Consider the following 17,020-nt stretch of genomic DNA (forward strand, 5'->3'; position numbering starts at 1 on the left):
TCCTCGCCAACATCCCACTCACGAAAGGACGGACACGATGCCGCACGCTGCCGGAGCATTCGACGTCAAGCTCATTCCCAGAACGCCGGGATCGGACGACGAGCCAACCATTGGCCGACTGCTGCTCGACAAGCAGTATCACGGCGAGCTCGAAGGGCCGAGTAAAGGCGACATGTTGAGCAATCAGACGGCGAGCACGGGCGCCGCTGTTTACGTCGCAGTCGAACGGTTCGCAGGCACGCTGCAGGGGCGGCAGGGTTCCTTCGTCCTCGCGCACGTCGGTACGGCAACGCGTGAAGCACAGAAGCTAAACGTCATCATCGTTCCCGGGTCTGGCACCGATCAACTCGCGGGTATCGAAGGCACGATGACGATCAAGATCGTCGACAAGAAGCACCTGTACGAAATCGACTACAATCTTCCGTCGGCGTGACGGAGGTGACCGAAGCGTCGATCGGCGAGCGGCTGGTACCGCGTCGCGTCGTCATCGGTGCGAACGCGCACGCCGATCTTTCGAAAGCACTCATTGCCGCGCGCGGAACACTCGAGGTCCGCGGCAACAAGTACACCGAGCTTTCGCAAGACGATCTCGATTGGGGCGACACCTACATCGGCTTTCGCCGGCCGCCGCTGTCGTCGATGGGGAATATTCGATGGGTGCACTGCACGGGTGCCGGCGTGGACTCGTGGCTCTATCCCACTGAACTTCCTCGCGAGATTCTTCTCACACGAACGGCGGAGTCGTTCGGGCCGATGATCGCCGAGTGGGCGCTGGCGAGGGCGCTGGCGTTTTCGCAGGAGCTGCGGGATCTCGCCGCGCGTCAGCGTGAACACGCGTGGGTGCCGCGCGACGTGAAAATGATTCGCGGCACGACAGCGGTTATCGTCGGAACCGGCGACGTCGGCTCGCACACCGCAAAGCTCTTCTCGGCGCTTGGTTGCCGGGTGATTGGAGTGTCGCGGTCGGGTCGCGCCGATGCGACCGTGTTTTCGGAGGTGTATCCCGTTACCGCGCTGCGCGATGTCGTGCCGCAAGCCGATTGGTTGATTCTCGCGTTGCCGCACACGATCGAAACGCGTGGGCTGGTGAGTCGCGAGGTGCTGTCGTTGTGTCGCGGCGCGGTGTTGATCAACGCGGGGCGGGGAATCGTCGTCGATGAAGCAGCGATTCCCGATGCGCTGGATCGCGGTTGGTTGCACGGCGCGGCGCTCGACGTCTTCGAGGTCGAACCGCTTCCGGCGACGTCGCCATTGTGGGACGACCCGCGCGTCATCATCTCGCCGCATAGCTCGGGTCCAACGACGATCGATGGTGCGGTATCGGGATTTCTCGAATGTCTCGCCGAAGTCGAACGTGGCGAAACGCCACGCCGCGCCGTAGACCGCGAACGGCAGTACTAGTCTTGGTCTAGAGCGCGCGAATCGAGTCGGCGATCATTTCGTTGGACGTGCGCGCGACTTCGAGTGCAGCGCGTAGTGCGAGTTGTTCGGTCATCATCGCCACGATCGCCGGCGCAAGTTCAGTCGAGGTCGGCGCATCGCTCGACGATTCTGCGTTCGCGCTGTCGACAACGGCCGATGCGGCGCGGTCGAAACGCGCGAACGCTGTCTGAACTGCAGCCGACGTAGACGAAATTGCTGAAGTCATCGAGCTCTCCGAGTGACAAGTCCCCTCTACGAGTATCGACGATCTCCGCGGTGGGTTGAGATACGTGATCAGGGTGTCAAATAGCTTTCCTTGGGCGAAATCGCGATCGCTCGCGAAATGCCTCGGTGACACGACTGTGTTCCGCGCATTACAGTTCAATGAAGCGGTGCCAATCACGCCCTCCCGTCCCTCGTCAACCATTCGAAAAAACGATCTGTGTCGATGAACGAGTGGCTTCCCATCCTGGTTGGCTTTTGCATCATCGTGGTTGCGATCGGGATCGTGCGCTTTGCTCCGAACTCAGTCTGGGGCCAGGAGCTACGCCGGTCATATGGTGCCAAGCCCACCGGCGCGCGGGGCAATCGCACACGGAAGGATCATCTGCGGAGCGCCGGGATGGCTGCGGCGACGACGGCGGCGCTGTTCGTCACGAGCATCGTGGCAGCCTTGGTGGCGGAGCGAGCGCCCGACCACACGAGCACCGACCAGACAGCGATGGCGTATCTGTACACCGCGTTCATGCTCGCCACGATCGCCGCGCTCGCTCTGTTCCGCTCGCTTTGGAAGGCAGCGCTCTGGCGCGTTGAGCTGCCGGATACGCCGGACCACCGTCGTAAGCTGGCCGACGCGATCGACCACCTCGTCGACGGCAGCGTCTCGCCGGAGGAACGCGCCGACTTTCTCGACGTCCGGTACCTGCATCCCCAGATCGAACCGGTACGGCGCGCCACCCTCATGCTCGTCGCGAAATACGACGACGGGCTGCCCGATCATTTTCGCGCGCAGATCAAACAGTGGGCGGCGAGCATTCGCGGATCGGCCGAATAGCTTGGCTCGGGGTACAAGCAAAACGCTCACAAGCCGCCGACCTTAACAGCCAGGATTATTGCCGCTGTTCTGCCGCGATTGTTCGTATGATGGCGCGAAAATGTCTCTTTAGTGCGTGAACTTAACGGCTCGCCACTACTCGCGCGTCTATAGGGAAGGAATCGACCGTCACGGTGGTCCATACTGAGCGGGACAAAATAATCTGTCCCGTCGTGGCCGAGATTCGGTACGTGTCTTAACCTTGAGCCGATTGGCCTCGTCTCTCGGGAAGTCCGTGTAACTCTCGACGCGAAAACTGTTTCCGTGCGGCCGGTGTCAAACCGTCCGAGGTCCCTGCTCTCCCTTCCATTCGATAGATGACGCATCTCGCCCCAGCCTCCGCTCGCATGCGTGGCCCAGGTCGCCGGCATGCCCTCGGAAAACGTCGCGCCGGCTTCACACTCATTGAAATCCTGGTCGTCATCGTCGTCATCGCGATCCTCGCAACACTCGTCGCGCCAAACATCTTCCAGCACGTTGGTGCCGCGAAGGACGCGACTGCCAAGTCGCAGATCGAGATGCTCGGAGCCGCGCTCGACGCTTACCGACTCGACAACGGCAAATACCCGAGCACGGAACAGGGACTCAACTCGCTTTGGGAAAAGCCGACGATCGATCCGCCGGTCAACTGGCGGCAGCCGTATCTCCGCAAGCCGGTTCCGATGGATCCGTGGGGACGACCGTACATCTATCTCTTCCCCGGCCAAGCGAATCCCCAGGGATACGACCTGCAGTCGTATGGCGCAGACGGTAAGCCGGGTGGTGAAGGGGAAGACGCGGATATCACGAGCTGGAAGTAGGCGGGTCGAGTCTCCTCAATGCCGACTTACGCGTATCAGGCGGTCGACGGATCGGGCAAGCGGACGCGAGGACACGCGCAGGCCGTAAGCACCGGTGCGTTGACGCGCACGCTCGAGGAGCGTGGTCTCCTCGTGCTCGATGTCGCGGAGTCGGCAGACAACGAAGGACCAAAGCGGGGAGTTCGTTTTGGTCGTCGACGCGAAGTCCTCGAAGTCACACGCGCGATGGCGGCGCTGCTTCCGGTCGGCATGCCGCTGGCCCACGCGCTGAACGCCGCATCTGGTGTCGCGTCGGGCGACGTCCGCATCGCGCTCCAGGAAATCCGCGGGCGCGTCGAACGCGGCGAGACGCTGTCGTCTGCGCTCGCGCACCATCGCAATCTCTTTCCGCCCATCTACGTCGGGCTCGTTCGCGCCGGCGAAAAAAGCGGTGATCTCGATAGCGCCTTCGCGCGGCTCGCCGATCAGCTCGAGCGCGACGAACAGCTGCGCGGCAAGGTTCTGTCGGCGTCGATCTACCCATTGTTGCTCGCAAGCGCCGGATCGATTGCCGTCACCGTGCTGCTGTTCTTCGTGCTGCCGCGCTTCGTCACGCTCCTCGAGGGAAGCGGCGCGAAGCTGCCCAAGTCGACCGCCACGCTGCTCGCTCTATCGGCGGGGCTGCACCGCCTCTGGCCCGTCCTGATTCTCATTCCGTTCCTGATCGCGGCCTTTGCCGCGTGGGCGACGAACAGCGAAGAAGGGCGTCGCGCGTGGTCGGCTATTCTGCTCGGTGTTCCCGGTGTGCGCACGCTCCGCAAGTACGCGCTAGCCGGCCGCTTCGCGCGCCTCGTCGGCGTACTACTCGGCGGCGGCGCACCGCTGCTCGCCGCGCTCGACGACACGATCGAGTCGATCGGCGATCCGATTGCGCGCGACGACTGCGTGCGCATTCGCACTCGCGTGCGCGAGGGGAGTTCGCTTCGCGCGGCGGTCGGCGAGAGCTCGCTCTTTCCTCAGTTGCTCGCGCAACTCGTGGGCGTTGGTGAAGATGCCGGTCAGCTTCAGGTTTTTCTCATGAAGGCTGCCGACATCTTCGAGGAGCGCACTGAGCGCGCGACGCAGCGAATGGCGACGTTGGCCGAACCGGCGATGATCGTGGTGTTCGGCGTCATCGTGGCGTTCGTTGCCCTCTCGCTGCTCCAGGCGATCTACGGCATTAACGCGAACTCGTTCAAATGACGAGCCGCAACCGAACCGCCCGGCCAGGATTCACACTCTGGGAGCTCACGATGGTGCTCCTGGTTCTGGCTATTGCCGGTTCGCTCGCCGTGCCCGCGTTCGTGCGCTTTGGGACGGAGCAGCCTACGCGCGGCGCAGACGGAGTGCTCGCCCTGTTGCGCGACGCTCGCAAAGCGTCGCTCGACTACAACGCGACAGTGAAGCTCCGCCTCGATCCAAAAACGCTCAAGTATCAGGCGGACACCACGACGGCTGCTGGCGCTGGTCTTCTCGCGGTTGGCGTACTCGACATGGGTCTCACCGAGACGCTGGTCAGCGATCAGGATCGCCTTCTATACATTTTTCGCCCAACCGGAGCTGCGTTCGCCGATACGGTCGTCGTTCACGGTGGCGAAGTTCCGTTGATCGTTCGTGTGGATCCCTGGACCGGAGTGGCGCGTGCCGACTCTCGATAGTCGCCGCCGGTCGCGCGCGGGCTTCTCGCTTCTCGAGGCGGTGGCGGCGATTGCCATCGTCGGCATCACTGCGGTGAGCGCGCTCGAAGCCGTGGGCGGCGATATGCGCACCGCCGAGAAGGCGCGTCGAGCGCAGGAAGCGGAGGCGCTGGCGACGTCGCGGATGGACTTCATGGATCTGCTGACGGATCGGGAGCTTCAAGCGCTTCCGGACTCGGTCGGATCTGGGAAGTTCGACAAACCGCTCGACGAATACACGTGGACCACGACGTCGACCCCGCTGTCCGAGCAAGCGGGGGTGTATGCCATTCGCATCAATGTCGAATGGCCGACGGGGTCGTACGTGATTCGAACGTACCAGTATCGACGCCCAGCGTTGGTGACGCGTCAATGACAGCGCGCAATCGCCGCGGAATGACGCTCATTGAGCTGGTGATCGGTCTAGCGATCACCGGGATCATGGCTGCTGCCGGTGTTGCGGCGTTCGGATCGATCATCGACCATCGCCGGATAATTCGTCAGGCGTCGGCGTCGACAGAGCGCGCGGCTGCTCTCCGCGAAACGATTCGATTGTGGGTTGTGAATGGGACACCGCGTATTCAACTGAGTTCGGGTCCGCGAGGCCTCACACGCGGTGCTGCGCGTGGCGGAGGGGCCGCGAACACACTCGGCGGGATGAACTCTGCGTCGGTCACTCCGGCGCTGGCAACAGGCGACGACTTCACGGTACAGACGTCGGCCGTGACTCCAGTAATGACGCCGAACCTCACCATCCGTCTGTACATAGACGGCGATGGCAACACGCCAGAGAAGGGGCTGACTATGGAGTACCAGCCCACACCGCAGTCCCCGCTGCTCCGGAAGATGCTCGACTCGACGATCGACACGCTCAGGGTGGAGTATCTCGACGGCCGAACGCACCGCTGGTTTGCGGCGTCGCAGGCGGCGACGCTCGGCAGTCTGCTGGCCATTCGGTTGACGCTCATTCCAAATCCGGCGTCGAACCCGTCGCCGTTGGTCACGCTGCCGCTCGTATTCGGAGTGGCGAGTGGTTTGGCCGCGCAGGTGGGTCGATGAAACAGCGCCGCGGAGTTGCGCTGTTGGCGGCGCTCTGGCTCGTCGTCGCGATTGCCGCGGTGGCGTTGCAGTTCAGCCTCGAAGCGCACGAGCGTCGCACAGTTGGTCTGCTCACGTCCGAGCGCGGAATGCAACGCGGGTTGGCGTTGGGCGCCTTGGCGCTCGAGCGCGCGCGGCTCGATCAGGCGCTTCGCGTCGCTCCAACCGGTAACAATGTGGCGCGACTTCGATCCAGCGACCCGTGGCTCGACGTCGACTCGACCTACAGTGGGACGGTCATGGTCGACAGCGTTCCGGTGGACGTCGTCGCCCGAGATCTTGGCGAAAAACTCAATATCAATTCTCTAAGCGAGAACGATCTCCGGACGTTCTTCAGCTATCTGCTCGGCGATTTCTCCAAGGCGACGCAATTGTCGCAGGCAATTCTCGATTGGCGTGACGCCGATTCGATCCCGCGCCCGAGCGGCGCGGAGCGCGACGCGTACATCAAGGCCGAGATGCTTGTGTTGCCGACGAATGCGCCCTTCCGAGAGGTCGAGGACCTGCAGGACGTGATGGGAATGACTCCAGAGATCTATGCGCAGGCAAGTCCGTATTTCACGACGCGGGGCAACGGTCAGGTGAACATCAACACCGCGCCGGCTGCAGTGTTGCGTGCGCTTCCCGGCATGACCGATCAGACGCTCAACATGATTTTGCAGCTTCGGTCGCAGGGTCGCCGCATAGAGAGCATCCAGCAGGTTTTCAACGCAATCGGCGGAGCGGCTACTGGAGGCGGTGGAGGCGGTCGCGGTGGGGCGAATGCGCTTCAGACGCAACTTGCTGCTCGCGTCGGTGTTTCGACGCAAACGATCGAACTCGTCATCACCGCGCGTGTCGGTCAGCAGGCGCAGCCGACCAAGCTGACCGCCATCATCAACAAAGGCAACGCGACGACGACGACGGTGTCGAGCCTTCTATGGTAAAGCGTTCCAACGCAGGCTCGAAGAAGAACGTTCGGACGGGGATCACACTCTCTCCGACCGAGTTGTTTGCCGCTGATGTTCGTCTGCGCAACGCGGCCGACCGGGCATGGCGCGCGCCACTCGATCCGCCCGCAGCGGACAGTGCGCAATGGCCCTCGCTCACGTCTGCGTTTGCCGATCTCGCGCGCGCGCTCGGCGTCACCGAAGGGACGCTCGCCATCTCGCTCGTTCCGCCGCTGACCGAAGTGCGCCGCATCGAGTTTCCGCCCGTGCGCGACGACGATCTGCAGCGACTTCTCACGCGAGGTGCCTCGCGCTACTTCGTCAACGCGCGTGGACCGCAGATCGTGGGCGCATCGTTGGCGGGCCGACGCGTGCGCGGTGCGCCGACGTCGGTGATTGCAGCCGCGGCGCCGACGCGTCTCGTTGCCGCCATTCGTAACGCTGCGCAGCAGACTGGTTGGACGGTCGAAACGCTTGCGCCGGCTGAAGGTGCATGGGCAGCGGCCGCACTCGAGCTATGGCCGACGTTTGCGCGGCAGCGATCATACGCGCTCGTCGCTCACGACGATCGCACTGATCTCCTCGAGATCGACGACCGAATGCTCGTCGCCGTTCGTCGTTTCCGCGCGGCCGCCAACGATGCGGCAATGATTGCCGATGCCGTCGGTGTTGGCGCACGCGTCGGCGTGTTCGGCTCGGTTGCTCCGCGACGGCAGCTGAACGGCGCGCTTTCATCGCATGGTGTAAACGTCGTTGTTCCAAACGGCGAGCTGTCGAGTCTCGCAGAAAGCGCCGAAGTATTGGCGGCGCATTTCGCTGGCGCCGACCTCGGACCGGCACTGCGCAGTGAAGACACAATCGTTGCCGACCGCACCAAAGCGCGGAAGGTAGTCTGGCGGCTCGCCGGCGCCGCCGCGGTGCTATTCGGTGTCGCCGCGGGCCTCGAGTTGTGGGGTGTCCATCATCAACTCAAGCTCGTGCAAGCGGAACGTGCGCGCATCAGACCGGAGATTGCGTCGACGATGGTTGGCCGCACCACCGTGGATGCGGCGTACCGGCATCTCACGACCCTCGCCGGAATCGAGCGAACATCACCGCGCTGGTCGGCGGTCATTTCGTCGGTGAGCGACGCGCTGCCTGACGATGCATATCTCATGGCTGTACGCACGCGTGATGATTCGCTGATCGTCGACGGGCTGGCCGATCACGCAGCAAGAGTCTTCGACGCGCTCGAGAAAGCGAACTCGCTCGTCGGGGTAAGAGCAACGGCACCAGTGCGTCGTGAGCTACAGGACGGCGGCACGGTGGCGCTCGAGCACTTCACGATCGCTGCCCGCGTTCTTGCGCCGACGACTGCCGCGACAACAACTCCGGCGTCAAACCCCGTCAGTCGGAGGCCCGGACAATGAAGTGGGCCACGATGTCGGTGCGCGATCGCCGAGCGGTGGTGTTGGGAATTGGTGTTCTGTTGCCTGGGTTGCTGTTCATTTGGGGTGTTCGGCCGTATCAGGCTGCGCTCTCCGATGCGCGCGATCAACTGGCCACGGAGCGTGCGACGCTCGCACGTGAGCGCGCAGCGATCACGACGGCGCGACGGAATCCGCAGTTGCAGCACATTGCCGATTCCGCGATGCGGTCCATGCGTCCTCGCCTGTTCGAAGGCAAAGACGATGTGATGGCGAGCGCGGAGCTCGCGTCGTATCTCGGCGACGTCGCCCGCAAATCGCGAGTGTGGCTGCAGGCAGCGAGCACGCGCCCTGCGGCGCCATCGGCGGAGGGTGTTCGCACGTTGCGCGTAGAGATTCGCGCGGAATCCGATCTGCTCGGAACTTTGAAGTTTCTGCAGGCGCTCGAGCGAGGTGACAAGCTCATTCGCGTCGATCGCCTCGACATCTCGCATACGCCGCGCAGCGACGAGAAAGATGGCGAGACGTTGTCGATCGCCGCGACCATCGCCGGCTTTGCCGTGAATGATTCCGTCACGACGGCGTCGGTCAAGCAGCCTGCTGTGGCGACGGCGCAGACGAGCAGCGGGAGTCTGCCATGAGCATGCGTGATTGGTCGCGCAGCCCGGCCATGCGTTTCGCGCTCGGCGCTCTTGGACTTGCGGTCATCGCAAATGCATGGGTGCTCGTGCGTGCGTTCCGTGTTCCGCCAATTGCCGAAACGCCAGTTACTACCGTCGCGAGTCTCGAGACGATGGGCCACGGTGTGAAGCAAGCGCCCGCGAACATTGCGACGACAGTAGAGAACGATCTATTCGCATCGGATCGGAGCGCGCCCTCGGCGCCGTATCGGATGCCCGGCGAGACCGATGTAAATGAGAAACCTGCGGTGGAGCCCATGAAGCCCATCGTGCTCGGAACGGCAGTCGCGACCGATGGACGCAGCTTCGCGACAGTACAACTCGGTGATGGACGTCCGACACTCGTGCATGTCGGCAACAAGATCGGTGAGTGGGTCGTGAAGGCGATCGAGCGCGGCAAAATCGCGCTCGTCAGCTCGAGCGGTTCGCGCGTCGACATCACCGTGCCCAAGCCAGGAACCTGACATGTCGATTGGTTTTCGTATTACTGTCGCCGGCGCTGTTGCCGCGATCACTGCCTTCCCACTCGGCGCGCAACGCGGCGCGACGGGTCGTGGCGGTGGCACGGGGCAACCGCCCAACGCGTCGCGCGCGCAGGCACAACAGGCAGACACGACGAAGAAGGCGAGCAGCGTGTCGCTCGACTTTCAGGATCAGGACCTCAAGGTGGTGCTCGATGCGCTCGCTGCCGCCGGTGAACTGAACGTTTCGTTGACGAACATCCCGTCGCAGCGCGTGACCCTGCATATGGGCAAGCCCGTAACGCGCGAGGCGATGATCGATCTGGTCAAGAACGTTGCCGAATCGAATGGGCTCAAGGTCACGCAAACGGCGACGCTGATTCAGATCTCTGGCCCGGCGCCTGAGCCGGCGCAGCGCCCCGCACCACAGCAGACGCTCGCACAGCAACTGGCGCAGCAGAATCAGCAGCAGCAGATGCGCCTGTTCACCTTCCGCCTCAAGCACGCGAGCGCGATTCAGCTTGCGCCCGTTCTCACGAATCTCTTTTCAGGATTCTCCGGCAACAACGGCCGCGGTGGTCAGGGCACGACGATCATTCCGAACGGCAATGGTGGATTCAACGTCGTCGGCGGTCAGATCAATTCGCCGGCGCAGCCTCCCGGCAACATCACGACGGTCACTCCAGGAGCTCAGGCCCCCTTCGGCGGGCGGGGCGGTGCGGGCCGTGGAGGAGCCGGCGGCGGAAACAATCCTGGCGTCCAGGTACTCAACCAGCTCGCGAATGCGTTTCAACAGGCGAGCGGTTCGCTCTCGAACCAGTCGGGCGATATCCGCATCATCGCTGAAGAGTCGACCAACTCGCTGCTCATTCGCGCGACCGAAGCGGACTTCGCGCTCGTTCAGCAGATCATTCAGGGCGTCGACCTTCGGCCGTTGCAGGTGTTGATCGAAGTAACGATCGCCGAGGTGCAGCGCACACACGATCTCGATGTTGGTGTGTCGGGCACGGCGAGCCGCGTTCCCAAGAACAAGGCCGTGGCCGATGCAACGGCGACGGCGCCGGAGTCATCGAACGCTCGAGATTTCATCTTGGCGCTCGTGGGTGGCTCTGGCACGATCAAATACAACGTTGCACTCGCGGCATTGCAGGAGCGGGGCGACGTCAAAGTGCTTTCGCTGCCGGTGATCATCGCGCAGAACAACCGACAGGCCGTGTTGAACGTCGGCTCGTCGCGGCCGTTCGTGTCGGTATCGCAGACAGTGCCAAACGATCCGACGGGGCGGGTGCAGACCGTACAGTACATCGACGTGGGCACAGTGCTCACGATTACGCCGACGATCAACCCCGACGGCTACGTCAACCTGCAGGTGAACCAGCAGGACAACAGCGCGACGAACCAGCTACAGTTCGACGCGCCGATCATCAACAAGCGCGAAGCGACGACCCAAGTGTTCATTCGCGACGGGCAAACGACGGTCATCGGTGGACTAGCCGATCACACGAAGTCCAACGATGTCGCTGGCATTCCGTTCCTGAGTCGGATTCCCGTCATCGGAACGCTGCTGTTCGGCCGAACCGTCAAGAGCGAAGCAACGAGCGAACTGTACCTGTTCCTCACGCCGCACATCATCTCGAGCGACGAGGATATCGACAAGCTGCGCGAAGCGGTCAAGGAAGGCAGCGTTCTACTCAAGGACACGAACATCGACTCGCGCATCGTTCCGCGCGCGGACACGATTTCGCGGCCGCCGGCGATCAAGACGGACACGACGAAGAAGACCGATTCATTGACGACGCTTCGCCGCCGCACGCCGCCCCCGCGCGACACGGTCCCGCCGGTTCAACCGATCGACACCCTCCTTCCGTCGCGACAGTGGCGATAGCAGACCGTCCCGACACGCAGCACTCGGCGACGGAACTCCTCGACGTCGAGCGACTCACCACCGCGCTCTCGGCCGACTGGCTCGAGCAGTACGGGGTGTTGCCGCTCCGCGTCGAAAACGACGTGCTGTCGGTGGGCACATGGTTCGACCGCGTCGAACCGCTAGCGCTGGACGATCTACGCCTATTGTTCGGCGCCGCGATTTCAGTGCAGCGCTTCGCCGAGCACGACCTGCGCACGGCGATTCGGCGGGTCTACGCGCCCGAGGCCGCGACGGCCGAGGGTATGATCGCAGGCATGAGTGGCGAAGTCCGCAACGTCGACGTGGACGAAATTCCACTCGACGATCTGCTGCATCTCGCCAACGAAGCACCGGTCGTTCGACTGGTCAACCTGTTGCTCATCGAAGCGCTCGACGCGCGCGCGTCAGACGTGCACCTCGAGGGCTATCAGGATGGCCTTCGCGTGCGGTATCGCGTCGATGGCGTTTTGCAAAACGCGCCGTCGCCGCCGCCGCACCTCACCGCTGCGATCATCAGTCGTCTCAAGATCATGGCGGAGCTCGACATTGCCGAGCGTCGACTGCCTCAGGACGGTCGTATTCGTCTGCGCCTGCAGAATCGTCAGGTCGACGTCCGCGTATCGACGGTTCCGACGCTGCGCGGCGAGAGCGTTGTACTTCGTTTGCTCGACAAGGAGCGCGGTCGCGTTTCGCTGCTCGAGCTGGGAATGGCGGCCGACACGCTGGAGTCGTTCACCGAAGTCGTGTCGCGGCCGCACGGCATCGTGCTCGTGACCGGCCCAACCGGTTCGGGAAAGACGACTACGCTCTATGCCGCCGTCGAAATGATCCGGACCGGTCGTGAGAAAATCCTCACGGTCGAAGATCCGGTGGAATACGAGCTTGCCGGCGTGCCGCAGGTTCCAGTCAACGAGAAAGTCGGAATGACGTTCGCCGGGGCGCTGCGCGCTCTGCTGCGTCAGGACCCCGACATCATTCTCGTCGGCGAAATCCGCGATGCGGAAACGGCGCAGATCGCCACGCAAGCGTCGCTCACGGGTCACCTCGTGTTGTCGACGCTGCATACGAACGACGCGCCAACGGCGCTCACGCGTCTGCTCGACCTCGACGTTGCCGCTTACCTCGTAGCGAGCACCGTCGACGCCGTGCTCGCGCAGCGACTCGTTCGTGTCATCTGCCCGCACTGCAAGGTCGAAACAAAGCCTGACAAGTCGGTCGCTCGGCGCATCGACGTCGAGGGACTTGGCCTCATGCGCACCTGGAAGGGCGCGGGCTGCGAAGAGTGTCGTGGTACTGGCTATCGTGGTCGAACCGGCGTGTATGAGCTGCTCGTGATGGACAACGACCTCCGACTCGAAGTGCAGCGCCGGCGCGGATCCGAGGAGTTGCGCAGCATGGCCATCGCCAAAGGCATGCGCACACTTCTCGATGACGGAGTCCGCGCGGCGCGTGATGGGGTCACGACTGTGGACGAGGTGCTCCGCGTAGCTCGCGCGTAGACCGCGCGGCTCTCAGTCTTGCCGCTCCGGCGCGGCCGTATACGAAGTAGATGACGAGCCCGATTGCCAGCCACACCACGAGACGAATCCATGTGGTGAGCGGCAGTCCGAGCATTTGCGCGGAGCAGATCAACGCTCCGAGTAATGGCACCCACGGCATCCACGGCGTCTTGAACGGCCGATGCAACGTGGGATCGGTTCTGCGAAGCATCCACACGCCGAGCGATACCATGACGAACGCGAGTAGCGTTCCCATCGACGTGAGCTGCGTGAGGGTCGCGATCGGAAATAGCCCCGCGACGAGTGAGACGACGATGCCAGTGATGATCGTCGTGACGTATGGCGTCTTGAAACGCGGATGCACTTTGCCAAAGATCGGCGGGAGCAGTCCGTCGCGGCTCATCGAGAAGAAGATGCGCGGCTGTCCGAGCAGCATCACGAGCATGGTGCTCGAAAGTCCGGCGATCGCTCCCAGCTTGATGATCGGTCGAAGCCAAGTCAGTCCCGTCGAATCGACGCCGAGTGCGATTGGGGCAGGGACGTTCAGTTTGGTGTAGCGCACGATGCCCGTGAGCACGAGCGCGACGGCGATGTACAAAATCGTGCAGACGACGAGAGAAATGAGGATACCGCGAGGCATGTCGCGCTGCGGGTCCTTCGCCTCCTGCGCTGCCGTCGACACCGCGTCGAATCCAATGAACGCAAAGAAGATGACGCCAGCCCCACGCAACACGCCGCTCCAGCCGAACTCACCGAACTTCCCTGCATTGGGTGGGATGAACGGGTGCCAGTTGGCCGTGTCGATGTACGAAATACCGAATGCAATGAAGAGCAACAGCACCACGACCTTTACGATCACGATCGTCGTATTGAATCGTGCCGATTCTCGAATGCCAATCACGAGAATTGCCGATACCAACAGCACGATGACCGCAGCCGGAAGGTTGAATACGCCCGTCACGGTACTGCCGTCGCGCAGCGCGACGAGCGAGCCTGGCGGGCCGGTGAGCGCCGGCGGAAAGTTGATTCCCATGTCCTGCAGGATGCTTACGAAGTTGCCGGCCCATCCCACGGCAATCGTCGACGCGCCTAGTGCGTACTCCAGCACCAGATCCCAACCAATGATCCACGCGAATAGCTCGCCGAGCGTGGCGTACGCGTACGTGTACGCGCTGCCTGCAACCGGGATCATGCTTGCGAACTCGGCGTAGCAAAGGCCGGCAAACGCGCATCCGATTCCAGCGATGATCATCGATAGCACCAGCGCCGGTCCGGCGAACTGCGCGGCCGCGGTTCCAGTGATGACGAAGATGCCGGCTCCGATGATCGCTCCGATGCCGAGTGTCGTGAGGCTGAACGGGCCGAGCGTTCGATGGAGCGTGTCGGTGTGCGATTCGGCGATGAGCTCGTCGATGGGCTTTCGAGTGAAGAGCGCCATATCGTCCTGAGTCGGGTTCATCCCACTATGGCGATGCGGCTCGATCGGCGAGTTCGGTGGAGGTCTGCGCACTGTCAGAGGGTTGTCAGAGCGGCTGCGTGGGGCGCCAATGCGCCATTGTTCCACCGCGCGCGCGCCAGCAGATTCTTTGAATGGCGCCCCCGCACACTCAACGCCCGATCGGCCGGCCACGCTCGAACGCGATGTTGCTCGCGGGTCTGCTCGTGTGCACGCTCGTGCTCGCGACGCTTCTCGCGTACGAAGCGCACGACGCGGCTCGGTCGCACCGTGCCACCGCGGAGCGCGCGCTGCACGACTATGCAGCAGTCGCGGCTTGGGAGTTGGTCGCCGGGGTGAACGACGAGCTTCAGTCGTCACTTGCGGGAGCGCTCGCACCGGTCACGCGTGCGCGCGCGTCGTCGCCCTACGAGCTACTCCCGGCGCCCGCTGTCCTCTCGGCGAGCGCCGAGAACGCGTTGCGCTGCTCGTCAGCGGCCGGTGACGCATCGCGCTTCTATTTTCGAATCGACTTTCGCGATGGAACGCTCGCAACGTCGGGCGCAACGCCGTCCGCGGCGATGCGCGCCTGGCTAACCGATACGATTACCGCTCACGGGCGAAGCGTCTACAAGCCGAACTGGAACTACGCCGTCGTCCTTGGTGGCCCGAGTACCGAAGCGCGTGGCGCGATTGCTTATGCGGTGAAGTACGCGGAGCATAGCGCGCCGATCGCCGCATACGGATTCAAGACCTGTGGCGACGTTGTTGGTCCGTCGATGATTCAAAACGTCGTCGCGCGCCGGCCGCTGCTTCCGGCGTCGGTGAGCAATGGCGCGAGCAACGATTCAATCGTCTCGATCACCGTGCGTGATCCGGAACGCCGCGTGGTCTATCAATCGCCGCAGAGCCAGCCGTCACCTTACGCAGCGGACGCGCCGCTCGAGCAGGTTGGTCCGCTGATGATTCACGCTGCCATCCGGCCACATGCCGTGGAGTTGCTTGCGCTCGGTTCGATTCCCGAGTCGCGCGTACCCTGGCTCGTTGGTCTGCTTACCCTCACGGCGGCAATGGTTGCGCTGACGGTGATGCAGCTGCGTCGCGAGCATGAGCTGGCGCGACTGCGCGCCGATTTCATTTCCAGCGTGTCACACGAGCTGAGAACGCCGTTATCGCAGATTCTGCTCTTTGCGGAAACGCTCAACCTCGGCCGCGTGCGTACGGAGCAGGAGCGGCGCGCGGCAACCGACGTCATCGTGCAGGAAGGTCGGCGGTTGATGCATCTGGTGGAGAATATTCTCCACTTCTCGCGCGCCGAGCGGCGAATGTCGCGCTTGGGCCTGGAACCGCTCGACCTGAGCCGCGCTGTCGCGACGATCGTCGAGGACTGGCTTCCGATCGCGAGCGCAGCGGACGTGCGAGTGCGAACCCAGTTTGCGGGTGACGTCCATGCAGTCGCCGATCGCAGCGCACTGCGTCAGATGGTGCTCAATCTCCTCGACAACGCCGTGAAATACGGACCGGCGATGCAAACGGTCACGGTGGGAACGTCGGTCGTGACGGGCCAGGCCGGCGCGCGCGCTCGTGTGTGGGTCGACGACGAAGGCGACGGGATTCCTGTACGCGAACGCGAACGCGTCTGGGAGTCCTTCTATCGACTCGATCATCACGCCAGCTCGTCGGTGGCGGGAAGCGGCATTGGATTGTACGTGGTGCGCGAGCTCGCACGCCTTCACGACGGCGACGCGTGGGTCGAGGATGCCCCGAATCGCGGTGCGCGCATTGTCATAGAACTTCCCGTGGCGCCGCGTGCTCCTGGGTTCACCGATGAGCATCCGTCATCGCTGAACGTCCCGACTCCCGAGAATACGCTGGAGCCGCGGTCATGACGCGCATTCTCATTGTCGAAGACAACAAGAATCTCGCGACTGGGCTGCGCAACAATCTCGAGATCGAAGGCTACGAAGTAGAAGTCGCGGCAGATGGAACGAGCGGACTCGCACTCGCTCGCTCGAGTGCGCCCGACCTCATCGTACTCGATCTCATGCTGCCGGGTATGGACGGCTATCGCGTTCTTCGCACGCTCCGCGAAGACGGTATCGATACGCCGGTGCTCATCCTCAGCGCTCGCGGAGAAGAGACGGACAAAGTACTCGGCTTCCATCTCGGCGCAGACGACTACGTCGCCAAGCCATTTGGTTTGCTCGAACTTCTGGCCCGTGTCGATGCGCTGCTTCGCCGCGCCGCCGCGAGTCGCGTCAAGAACAAGCTCACCGATCGAGTGAGTTTTGGCGACGTCGAAGTCGACCCTGGCACACACGATGTTCGTCGGCGTGGTGAGCAGGTGGTGCTGCGGCCGAAGGAGTACGATCTCCTCATCGCGCTTCTGCAGCGCCGCGGCCAGGTCGTGTCGCGCGGCGAGCTACTGGAGGAAGTGTGGGGGTATTCCGGCGAGGTCTATAGTCGTACGGTGGACACACACGTCGCAGAGTTGCGCCGAAAGCTCGAGGAGAATGCCGCGGAGCCGCGCCACATTCTCACGGTACGCAAGACGGGCTATCGCATTCAGGGCTAGCGGATTCATAGCGCGATTCCGC

General features: G+C 63.3%; 18 protein-coding genes. 16 read left to right on the top strand and 2 right to left on the bottom strand.

Annotated elements, in window-relative coordinates; genetic code table 11:
- Positions 1 to 37 precede the first annotated feature (37 nt).
- A complete protein-coding gene (locus AC6H4Z_RS01460; RefSeq protein WP_497544954.1) occupies positions 38 to 433 on the top strand; it encodes a DUF3224 domain-containing protein in 396 nt (131 codons plus the stop codon).
- The gene (locus AC6H4Z_RS01465; RefSeq protein WP_497544955.1) at positions 430 to 1,401 is read left to right on the top strand and encodes a D-2-hydroxyacid dehydrogenase; all 972 of its coding nucleotides are present in this window, start codon (positions 430 to 432) and stop codon (positions 1,399 to 1,401) included. The genes AC6H4Z_RS01460 and AC6H4Z_RS01465 overlap by 4 nt, the downstream gene beginning before the upstream one ends.
- A gap of 7 nt (positions 1,402 to 1,408) precedes the next feature.
- Here the strand turns inward: AC6H4Z_RS01465 and AC6H4Z_RS01470 are convergent, their stop codons facing one another.
- Positions 1,409 to 1,648, bottom strand: a complete 240-nt coding sequence (locus tag AC6H4Z_RS01470; RefSeq protein WP_497544956.1) for a hypothetical protein — start codon at positions 1,646 to 1,648, stop codon at positions 1,409 to 1,411.
- 222 nt (positions 1,649 to 1,870) lie between these two features.
- Here AC6H4Z_RS01470 and AC6H4Z_RS01475 point away from each other — a divergent pair, with 222 nt between their 5' ends.
- The 12 genes from AC6H4Z_RS01475 (at position 1,871) to AC6H4Z_RS01530 (ending at position 12,988) form a co-directional block, all read left to right on the top strand.
- Positions 1,871 to 2,476: a hypothetical protein gene (locus AC6H4Z_RS01475; RefSeq protein ID WP_497544957.1), complete on the top strand. Its 606-nt coding sequence runs from the start codon at positions 1,871 to 1,873 to the stop codon at positions 2,474 to 2,476.
- 356 nt (positions 2,477 to 2,832) lie between these two features.
- Positions 2,833 to 3,315, top strand: coding sequence for a type II secretion system major pseudopilin GspG (gene gspG / locus AC6H4Z_RS01480; RefSeq protein ID WP_497544958.1), 483 nt, complete (start codon positions 2,833 to 2,835; stop codon positions 3,313 to 3,315).
- Between the two features lie 18 nt (positions 3,316 to 3,333).
- A complete protein-coding gene (locus AC6H4Z_RS01485) occupies positions 3,334 to 4,536 on the top strand; it encodes a type II secretion system F family protein (RefSeq protein WP_497544959.1) in 1,203 nt (400 codons plus the stop codon).
- The gene (locus AC6H4Z_RS01490) at positions 4,533 to 4,991 is read left to right on the top strand and encodes a pilus assembly FimT family protein (RefSeq protein ID WP_497544960.1); all 459 of its coding nucleotides are present in this window, start codon (positions 4,533 to 4,535) and stop codon (positions 4,989 to 4,991) included. The genes AC6H4Z_RS01485 and AC6H4Z_RS01490 overlap by 4 nt, the downstream gene beginning before the upstream one ends.
- A complete protein-coding gene (locus tag AC6H4Z_RS01495; protein WP_497544961.1) occupies positions 4,975 to 5,385 on the top strand; it encodes a type II secretion system protein in 411 nt (136 codons plus the stop codon). Before AC6H4Z_RS01490 ends, AC6H4Z_RS01495 begins: the two co-directional genes overlap by 17 nt.
- On the top strand, positions 5,382 to 6,068 hold the full coding sequence (locus AC6H4Z_RS01500) for a pilus assembly FimT family protein (protein WP_497544962.1): 687 nt from the start codon (positions 5,382 to 5,384) through the stop codon (positions 6,066 to 6,068). Before AC6H4Z_RS01495 ends, AC6H4Z_RS01500 begins: the two co-directional genes overlap by 4 nt.
- Positions 6,065 to 7,033: a type II secretion system minor pseudopilin gene (locus tag AC6H4Z_RS01505; RefSeq protein WP_497544963.1), complete on the top strand. Its 969-nt coding sequence runs from the start codon at positions 6,065 to 6,067 to the stop codon at positions 7,031 to 7,033. Before AC6H4Z_RS01500 ends, AC6H4Z_RS01505 begins: the two co-directional genes overlap by 4 nt.
- Positions 7,027 to 8,445, top strand: coding sequence for a hypothetical protein (locus AC6H4Z_RS01510; RefSeq protein ID WP_497544964.1), 1,419 nt, complete (start codon positions 7,027 to 7,029; stop codon positions 8,443 to 8,445). The genes AC6H4Z_RS01505 and AC6H4Z_RS01510 overlap by 7 nt, the downstream gene beginning before the upstream one ends.
- Positions 8,442 to 9,083 (top strand): GspMb/PilO family protein, encoded by a 642-nt coding sequence (locus AC6H4Z_RS01515; protein ID WP_497544965.1) that lies wholly within the window; start codon positions 8,442 to 8,444, stop codon positions 9,081 to 9,083. The genes AC6H4Z_RS01510 and AC6H4Z_RS01515 overlap by 4 nt, the downstream gene beginning before the upstream one ends.
- Positions 9,080 to 9,586 carry a hypothetical protein gene (locus tag AC6H4Z_RS01520; protein WP_497544966.1) on the top strand — a complete coding sequence of 169 codons (507 nt, stop codon included), beginning with the start codon at positions 9,080 to 9,082 and terminating at the stop codon, positions 9,584 to 9,586. Before AC6H4Z_RS01515 ends, AC6H4Z_RS01520 begins: the two co-directional genes overlap by 4 nt.
- A 1-nt stretch (position 9,587) precedes the next feature.
- Complete coding sequence (locus tag AC6H4Z_RS01525; protein WP_497544967.1) at positions 9,588 to 11,468, top strand: type II secretion system protein GspD; 1,881 nt, start codon at positions 9,588 to 9,590, stop codon at positions 11,466 to 11,468.
- Complete coding sequence (locus AC6H4Z_RS01530; protein WP_497544968.1) at positions 11,459 to 12,988, top strand: GspE/PulE family protein; 1,530 nt, start codon at positions 11,459 to 11,461, stop codon at positions 12,986 to 12,988. Before AC6H4Z_RS01525 ends, AC6H4Z_RS01530 begins: the two co-directional genes overlap by 10 nt.
- Here AC6H4Z_RS01530 and AC6H4Z_RS01535 read toward each other — a convergent pair.
- The gene (locus AC6H4Z_RS01535) at positions 12,948 to 14,447 is read right to left on the bottom strand and encodes an amino acid permease (RefSeq protein WP_497544969.1); all 1,500 of its coding nucleotides are present in this window, start codon (positions 14,445 to 14,447) and stop codon (positions 12,948 to 12,950) included. The genes AC6H4Z_RS01530 and AC6H4Z_RS01535 overlap by 41 nt on opposite strands.
- Positions 14,448 to 14,578: 131 nt before the next feature.
- Here AC6H4Z_RS01535 and AC6H4Z_RS01540 point away from each other — a divergent pair, with 131 nt between their 5' ends.
- Both AC6H4Z_RS01540 and AC6H4Z_RS01545 read left to right on the top strand, forming a co-directional pair.
- Positions 14,579 to 16,312, top strand: a complete 1,734-nt coding sequence (locus AC6H4Z_RS01540) for a sensor histidine kinase (RefSeq protein ID WP_497544970.1) — start codon at positions 14,579 to 14,581, stop codon at positions 16,310 to 16,312.
- Entirely contained in the window at positions 16,309 to 16,998 is a 690-nt protein-coding gene (locus AC6H4Z_RS01545) for a response regulator transcription factor (protein WP_497544971.1), read from the top strand. The genes AC6H4Z_RS01540 and AC6H4Z_RS01545 overlap by 4 nt, the downstream gene beginning before the upstream one ends.
- Positions 16,999 to 17,020 lie beyond the last annotated feature (22 nt).

It is taken from the genome of Leucogemmata humicola, from assembly GCF_055379415.1.